Source organism: Lacticaseibacillus songhuajiangensis, assembly GCF_003946025.1.
GTDB classification, from domain to species: Bacteria; Bacillota; Bacilli; order Lactobacillales; family Lactobacillaceae; genus Lacticaseibacillus; species Lacticaseibacillus songhuajiangensis.
On record NZ_RHNR01000077.1, the window covers coordinates 1 to 5,659 of the forward strand.

A 5,659-nucleotide genomic window follows, 5' to 3' on the forward strand; every position below is an offset into this window, starting at 1 on the left:
TCTCTACGCGCTAAAGCGCGAGGTCGACTGGCTTCGCCCAAGCACACCACCACCTCCGTGGCCGACACGTTACTGAGTGGCAACCCCCACAGAGACTGGGCGACGAACTTCCACCACTGTTAAAGGCCGCGATAACGGTTCTCAATGTGTGCGGTAAGCAGACATGTTGATTCCTGCGTCGACATTTCCCAGTACTTGTCCATGTGTTTGGTGTTTTCGCCAGCGTGGTCTGAAACTTTCACCACCATAGTCATGTGAATGCGCGTCGGAACTGGGTCGGATTCGCGGCAGCGGACGGGAAGGGTGTGCGTGCCCACGAAAATGGCAGTGTATGTTTCGCACATGAACTTCGTGCGAAATGTACACCGCCATTTTCGTTAGGAGCGGGATTTTGCCGGTGGGTTTGCGGCAAAATCACCAGTGGAAGACAGCGCAGCCAGTCGACCTCGCGCTTTAGCGCGTAGTGAGACGGACACCGTAGGGCTGGCTGGAACGGTCCCACGCACACCCTTCCCGGGAGCGTAGCAAATCCGGCCCAGTTCCGACCTTCGGCCTAACCACTATTTTCATCCTTGCGGATGAAAGTTTCATGACTTACGCTGGCGGACAGTAACAGGGCGGTTGCGGTACAATGATGAACGGAAGTGAGGAGGTGCCGCTGTGGAGCTGGAACAGGAAAAAGACGTGATTGAACTGTGCGGTAAGGTTGGCAAAATTTTGCTGGAAAACGGCGCCGAAACCGCGCGCGTTGAGGGCACCGTGGAGTATATTGGCAAGGCCGCCGGCGTGGACCTGTCCTGCCATGCCGCGATGACCGCCATCTTCGTTGACGCCAACGATAATCCGCTCACGCACCTCGTGAAGGTGCGCACCGGTGACTTTGACCTGCGTAAGGTCGATGCCATCAATACCTTGTCTCGCCAATTCGTGGCGGCAGAGATTGATTACACGCAGCTGAAACAGGCAGTTGCTCAGGTTAACGTCCGCCGGCGTGACTACAGTTGGCCGAGTAAAATTCTTGGCGCCGGACTGGTGTCCGTGGCACCGATGCTGGCGTTTGTGGCCACTTGGCAGGATTTGGCGTGGGCTTTCTTTGTCGGCATTGCTGGCTACCTGGCTGCACAGTGGACTGGGCACATCAACACGACGCCCTATATCGCCGTTGGTGTCGGCGGACTGGTGATCAGTTTGCTGGCCAATATTTTGCAAGTAGTGGGTTGGGGGACCAGCGCTGATTACATCATCATTAGTGCGCTGATGCCGCTGGTACCAGGCGTTGCCATTACCAATTCGCTGCGTGAAATCATTGCGCGGCACACGATTTCGGGGATGGTGCGGGCGCTGGACGCCATCATGACCGCCGGCGCAATTGGCGCCGGAGTGGTCGTGGGTGCCGCCGTCGTGCACCTAATTGGGGGTTAATATGCAAATTCTAGTGGGTTTCATCTTAAGTTTTGCATCGAGCCTCGGGTTCGGCATCATCACCAATATTCCCAAACGCACTCTGCTACCGGCGGGCATCACCGGTGCACTGTCCTGGGTGGTTTACTTACTGATGGCCGGACAAACGCACGGCCTCATTCTGCCTAACTTGCTGGCGGCGGTGACCATTGGGATTGTTGCGAACGTTGCCGCCATCATCGTGCGCGCGCCCGTGAACGTCATGTACATTCCCTGCCTGGTGTCGCTGGTTCCAGGTGCCATCATCTACAAGAGTATGCAACAATTCACCCTCGGCCATGAGGGAAGTGCAACTCAAGGATTCATCAAGACACTCACCATTGCGGTTGCACTAGCTGTCGGGTTTGTGATTGCGGAGGCGGTATTTAGCAAAATTCGGCCAGTGCTTAGACGGCGGCGGGAACGGTAATTGCAAAAAGCAATTAATTAATCTAGCAATTTATGCGGACGTGGACACGAGTAGTAATTGATGTGGGCCACGTTTTTTTATTGCTAAATTTTTACGTCACATTTTCGATTCGTGGGCAAGCTAAAATCAAGCGTTGCAGCTACGATGAATATTTTAGCCGCTGTGACATAAGCGGTGGCTGTGCAGGTGACCGGTCGATTATTTTTCAATTTTGTTGTTGACTCTCTGCGCGCAGGTGTTCATAATCAGTGGCAATCAGTTCGATAGAATAACTTTTGCGGTGATGAGAAGAACCGGCAAAACGCGTCTGCAGAGACGGGGATAAGGTGAGAACCCCGACGCAATTGCTGCGCCCATGAGCTCGGAGCATGACGGTTGGTGCAAGCTGATCGTCCGTCAGTCGGCGTTACTCGACTACGGTTTAAGGGCGTGTTGGCGTCCAGAACCAAAGAGATGAAATTGTCGCGGTGCCTGATGCATCGGGATAGTTTCGAATTAGGGTGGTAACGCGCGGCAGCGTCCCTGCACTTCATGTTGAAGTGTGGGGACGCTTTTTTGTTATTCTAGGCATTTGCCGGTACGGCGGCGAACGCAACTGAAATCGGTAAAACACTGGGGGTGGTCTGGTAATGTCAAGCTGTTGTTGTATGTGTGTGCGTCGTTCAGTAATAACAATGCGGCCAACTTTTCCTTATGCGATCACTCGCTGTGAGTGGTAACGCAATGCCCGTGGATACAATCAAGGTGAGCTCACAATAATCCCCAGATACACAGTTGTGAGGTGCCTTTTATACAAAAAAGTTAATCGCGTTAACGCAACGGCCCCAAGGCTTTGCGGCTTTGGGGAATCCCTTGGTGCTAAATTAAGTGTTGACGAATGGTAAGCATTTTTGTAATAATTGCGGTGCATCAGTCGTTGCGAGTGCAGCGACTAAATTGAGCGAAAAGGAGCTGGTTGCGCATGTGTTGTTGTTGTATGACGCCAAAACTGAATGTAAACGTATATGGCACGATGACACAATGCGTAGCGCGTTAGCACCTTAACACGAGTGTTTGTGTCCAGTTACATCGGCGAACTGGACGTAAAACTTCTGGGAGTTTTTTCTCCCAAGCGCAGTCGCGTGCCAAAAGGTGGAGGTCCGTGCTGTGTCAATTCCTTAGCGGAATTGACGCGGTGGCCCCGACTTTTTGGCACTTTTTGTGTCCCGTGCTCGCAAATGAGTAGGGAGAAAACACGATGAAGAAGAATAACTGGACGAAGATTGCCGCCACCACCGCCACCGTTGCCTTGTCAGCGCTGGTACTTGCGGCTTGCGGAACAAACTCTTCCAGCAAGGATGCCAAGCAGGTGCTGAAGTTGCCTGCATCCGCACAGCTCGACACGATTGATATTTCCAAGTCGACCGGGTACGGCCAGACAGGGAATGTCTACGAGAGTTTCTACCGGCTGGGCAAGAATGGGAAGGCCATCGCTGGTCTCGCCGCATCTAGCAAGACGAGTGCGGACGGGAAGACCTGGACTTTCAAGATCCGTAAGAACGCCAAGTGGAGTAATGGTGACGCCATCACCGCCCAGGACTTTGTCTACTCCTGGCGGCGGACGGTGAACCCGAAGACGAGCTCGCCATACGCCTACCTTTTTGAAGGTATCAAGAACGCTACCGCCATCGTGAGCGGCAAGGAAGATCCAAGCAAAATTGGGATTAAGGCGCTGGATAAGCACACTGTGCAGATTCAACTCGACTCGCCAATCGCCTACTTTAAGGTCCTGATGGCCTACCCGCTGTTTGGCCCCCAGAACCAGAAGGTTGTTGAAAAGTACGGCAAGAAGTACGGGACTAACGCTAAGTACAGCGTCTACTCCGGACCATTCAAGATTAGCAAGTGGAACGGGACGGGTAACAAGTGGACCTTCGTCAAGAACCCCGATTACTGGGACAAGAAGGTCGTGAAGCTCGACCAGATTAACTACACTGTGGTCGGCGATAGCAGTACCAGCCTCGATTTGTACCAGAACGGCAAGCTCGACATGACGCAGCTGACGGCTGACCAGGTCAACAACTATGCTGGTGCGAAGGACTACAAGACTTACGCGTACTCCTACGTGAGCTACCTCGACTACAACCAGCAAAGTAAGAACGCCACACTCAAGAAGCTTTACAGCAACAAGGCGTTCCGCCAGGCGGTTTCCGCAACGCTTGACCGCAAACTGCTTGCTAAGAAGGTTGTGGGCGTGAACACCATCGTGCCAACAGGTTACGTTTCAACTAACCTGGCCAGTGACCCGAAGACGGGCGAAGACTTTGCCAAGCAGCAAAAGGTTGCGGGTGCTGACACCTACAACGCAAGCAAGGCAGCCAAGCTCTGGAAGCAGGCGCAGGCCGAAACCGGCATTAAGAGTGCCAAAATGGAATTACTCGCAGGCTCTGACAGTGGTGACGATCCGGCAACCAAAGCCGTCGTGCAGTACATCAAGGCGCAGGTCGAAAAGAACCTGCCCGGCATTACGGTGTCTATCCGCATGATGCCTTCCGCAAGTGCCACTGAGCAGCGTCAGCAGGGTAATTGGGATCTTGCGCTAGCCGGTTGGGGTGCCGATTTCAACGACCCAATCTCCTTCCTGCAGACGAAGACTCGTGATTCTTCCTACAACTACGGTAAGTACAACAGCACCGAATACAACAACCTGATTGCCAAGGCGCAGGGCGCCGACGCCAACAACGCCGAAGCCCGCTGGCAGGACATGGTCAAGGCGAGCCAGGTGCTCACCAAGGACCAGCCAATCACGCCGCTGTACCAGAGTGTCTACTCCTGGATGCAGAAGACCTCTGTTAAGGGTATCGTCCACAATACCGCTGGTACGCAGTGGGGTTACAAGACGGCCTACATTGAGAAGTAACATCGAAAAGCGTAGCTACGGCTGCGCTTTTTTGTGTGTTATTGTCCGTCAGCGTAAGTCCGCGCCCGTAAGGGTGCGCTCTGCACTTTAAGCTGTTTTCATACCGCCACAAGGCGGTGGGTCGGCAACTCCGGTGGTGGTGCGCTCGGGCTACGCTCCGGGAACTACGTCGGGCGGGGACCGCTTCAGCCCGCTATCGCGGTCTTCCGCTGGCGGAGTTGCCGCAAGAACGGCGTCAACTCCGCGCTCCCGAGATGATTGTGTGAAGCCACGACGGCAAATCCGGCCGTCCTGTCTCCAAACAATCATCTTTTCGCCCGACTTCGTTCCCTGCGCTTCGCCCAAGCACACCACCACCTCCGTGGCCGACATGTTACTGAGTGGGGACAGTACGACTAACGATTGCGTGACGGTTACAAGTCACATTGACCTCAATTAGAGATTGAAATCACGTTGACAAAGGTGTTGGGCCATTGTCACTGTGTTTGCCGGTTCATTGATGTATCACACCGCACATGAATATGAAATCATCAGCTTAACGTCGTCCGGAAATAACACCACCACAGTATCGTGAATGCACTTAGGGTCTGGGGTGGATTGGCGTAGCGGGCAGGGACGGAGTTAGCGAAAATAAAATTGGCTGTGTATTCCCGACATGATTTTCGTCGGGGGTACACAGCCAATTTTATCGGGAGCGGGATATTGACGCTGGGCTTGCGGCAATATCCCCAGTGGAAGACGGCGTAGCCGGCTGGAACGGTCCCCGCTAACGGAGTTCCTGCCCGCGAAGCCAATCCGCACCAGACCCGACCTTGAAGTGCCCTAGAATTGTTAGACGAAGAATCTAATAATTGTGGGGCTTTTCTTATGATCAAATACAGCAGTACTTT

General features: G+C 53.7%; 3 protein-coding genes. All 3 read left to right on the top strand.

The window, feature by feature from the left end; genetic code table 11:
- The first annotated feature begins 660 nt into the window (after nt 1-660).
- The 3 genes from EKM97_RS11720 (at nt 661) to EKM97_RS11730 (ending at nt 4,769) form a co-directional block, all read left to right on the top strand.
- Entirely contained in the window at nt 661-1,422 is a 762-nt protein-coding gene (locus tag EKM97_RS11720; protein ID WP_404820221.1) for a threonine/serine exporter family protein, read from the top strand.
- A 1-nt stretch (nt 1,423) separates the two neighbouring features.
- Nucleotides 1,424-1,870 carry a threonine/serine exporter family protein gene (locus EKM97_RS11725; protein WP_125572555.1) on the top strand — a complete coding sequence of 149 codons (447 nt, stop codon included), beginning with the start codon at nt 1,424-1,426 and terminating at the stop codon, nt 1,868-1,870.
- A 1,237-nt stretch (nt 1,871-3,107) separates the two neighbouring features.
- Nucleotides 3,108-4,769 (top strand): peptide ABC transporter substrate-binding protein, encoded by a 1,662-nt coding sequence (locus tag EKM97_RS11730; protein WP_125572556.1) that lies wholly within the window; start codon nt 3,108-3,110, stop codon nt 4,767-4,769.
- The last annotated feature ends 890 nt before the right edge of the window (nt 4,770-5,659 follow it).

Bases quoted from the DNA above. Each gene is read 5' to 3' on its own strand.
- EKM97_RS11730 (WP_125572556.1), top strand. From the start codon at position 3,108: ATGAAGAAGAATAACTGGACGAAGATTGCCGCCACCACCGCCACCGTT.
- EKM97_RS11725 (WP_125572555.1), top strand. From the start codon at position 1,424: ATGCAAATTCTAGTGGGTTTCATCTTAAGTTTTGCATCGAGCCTCGGG.